At 71.6% G+C, this 1,282-nt stretch carries 3 protein-coding genes; 1 reads left to right on the plus strand and 2 read right to left on the minus strand.

The features are described from left to right. Window positions 1-636, minus strand: a 636-nt coding sequence (locus E1264_RS42685) for an MBL fold metallo-hydrolase (protein ID WP_132183280.1), incomplete at its 3' end; no start/stop codon positions are given. Between the two features lie 33 nt (window positions 637-669). Between E1264_RS42685 and E1264_RS42690 the strand changes: the two genes are divergently transcribed. Continuing rightward, window positions 670-870 carry a hypothetical protein gene (locus E1264_RS42690; protein ID WP_132183282.1) on the plus strand — a complete coding sequence of 67 codons (201 nt, stop codon included), beginning with the start codon at window positions 670-672 and terminating at the stop codon, window positions 868-870. 67 nt (window positions 871-937) lie between these two features. Here the strand turns inward: E1264_RS42690 and E1264_RS42695 are convergent. Next, window positions 938-1,282 (minus strand): hypothetical protein (locus E1264_RS42695; RefSeq protein ID WP_243711523.1); only part of this gene is annotated, 345 nt, incomplete at its 5' end.

A 1,282-nucleotide genomic window follows, 5' to 3' on the forward strand; every position in this document is an offset into this window, starting at 1 on the left:
GTCGACCGAGGCGCCGGGGGCGAGGCGGGTGAACTCCCTGCCGATCTCCTCGCCGGCCTTGGTGACGTGGGTCTGCATCACCTTGAGGCCGATGTCGTTGAGCAGCCCGTCATGGATGACGAACGCGCGCTCGGGCCCGACCTCGCGCGTGTACGCGTACAGCTCGGGGATCTTCAGCCAGGGCGCGTTGCCGGGCAGGCACAGCGTCCGGACCGGCTCGGACGGCACGGTCAGCGCGTCGCCCGGGTGGAAGACCTCCCCGTCGACCAGGAACCCGGTGTTCGGGATCGGCGGGACGTCCGGGTGCAGGATCTCGTGGTCCTCGCCGTAGACGTGGACGTCGAAGCCCGCGACCGTGACGGCGTCCCCGTGCCCGACCTGGTGGACGCGCCCGCCCAGGTCGGCGAGGTTCCCGGCGACGGCGCGGGACGTCCAGACCTCCAGGCCCGGCCGCTCGGCCATCGCGGCGCGCAGCCCGTCGGCGTCGAAGTGGTCGAAGTGCTCGTGCGTGATGAGGACCGCGTCGGCGGCGGCGAGCGCGCCGGACGCGTCACTGAACGAGCCGGGATCGATGACGATCGTCCGGTCGTCCTTGGTGAGCTGGACGCAGGCATGGCCGAGTTTGGTGAGAAGCATCAGGCGATTTTTTCATCTGCGACACTGGCGGTCGTGACGACCCCGCCCTCACCCGAGCCTCCGGACGCGGAACGGCCGTCCCGGGAGGACCTGGACCGGCAGGTGCGCGAGCGCTACGCCACCTGGCGCGACCAGCCGCGCGGCCTGGGCTGCGCGGTCGTCGCCGCCTTCCTGGTCCTGACGACGGTGGCGTTCGTGCTCGCGGGCGTGGCGATCATCGCGGCCGCCCGCTGAGCCTGCGCGAAACGCGCTGGAGCCGGGGCGCCGATGGGTTCGGCGTCCCGGCTCCAGAAGCTCGTGGTCAGGTGGGGGTGCCCTCGGGCCCCTCCGCGATGGTGAACGCGACGTCGCCCTGCGGGTCGACCTGCGCGTCGAGTGTCTTGTCGTCCAGCATCTCGGCGACGCTGGGCTCCAGGTACACCTTGGCGCCCTCCTCCTCGACGACCTGGTCGCCGGCCTCCGGGGCGGGCGCGACCGAGAGCCGCAGGGCGTCCGAGCCGTCGAGCCCGGACTCGATGCGGATGCCGGTCTCCGGCGGAAGCTCCGGGTTCGCGGTCACGGTACGTATGACCTGGACGGCACCGCTGGTCAGCGTGAGCACGATCAGCTCCTCACGTCTCTTACTTGGATCGGATCTGCCCCACCC

Origin of the sequence: Actinomadura sp. KC216 (assembly GCF_004348535.1) — a bacterium.
GTDB lineage: Bacteria > Actinomycetota > Actinomycetes > Streptosporangiales > Streptosporangiaceae > Spirillospora.